Source organism: Cysteiniphilum halobium, assembly GCF_003574425.1.
GTDB lineage: Bacteria > Pseudomonadota > Gammaproteobacteria > Francisellales > Francisellaceae > Caedibacter > Caedibacter halobius.
The window spans coordinates 1-537 of sequence record NZ_QLIU01000120.1 but is presented as its reverse complement, the minus strand read 5'-3'; the positions used below and the strand labels follow the sequence as shown (position 1 = coordinate 537).

Sequence of the window (537 nt, the reverse complement as noted above, 5' to 3'; positions counted from 1 at the left end):
GAGAGAAAAAAAGAAAAAGAAAAAAAAGAAAGGAAGAAGGAGAGAAAGAGAAAAAAGAAAAGGAAAAAAAAGAAAAGAGAAAAAAAAAAAAAGGGAAAAAAAAGGAAGGAAAAAAAAAAGAAAGAGAAAAAAAAAGAAGAGAGAGAAAAGGAAAAAGAAAAGAGAGAAAAGGAAAAAAAAAAGAAGAGAAGGAAGAGAGGAAAGAAGGAAAGGGGAGAGAAAAAGAAAAGAAAAAGGGAGAAAGAGGAAGAAGGAATAAGAGAAAAGAAAGGGGGAAAAGGAGTGAAGAAGAGAGAAAAAAAGAAAGGAGAAAAAGGAAAAAAAGGAAAAAAAAAAAAAAAAAAAAACAGGGAGAAAGGAAAAAGGAAAAGTAGTAAGTGGAGAAGAGAAAAAGAAAATATAAAAAATAGTAGAAGAGAAAGGGGAAAATGAAGAAGAAAAAGAAATTGAAGATGAAAAAAGATAGTGAAGGAAAAAGAAAGTTAAATCACTTGATCTAATTGGTGTAACTGAGGAGACTGCTACTTGATCGTCACC

1 protein-coding gene is annotated in these 537 nt (G+C 29.8%); it reads left to right on the top strand.

What is annotated here, in order from left to right:
- The coding region (locus DNK85_RS12705) for a hypothetical protein (protein WP_208123187.1) at nt 1–432 on the top strand (432 nt) is incomplete at its 5' end.
- Nucleotides 433–537 lie beyond the last annotated feature (105 nt).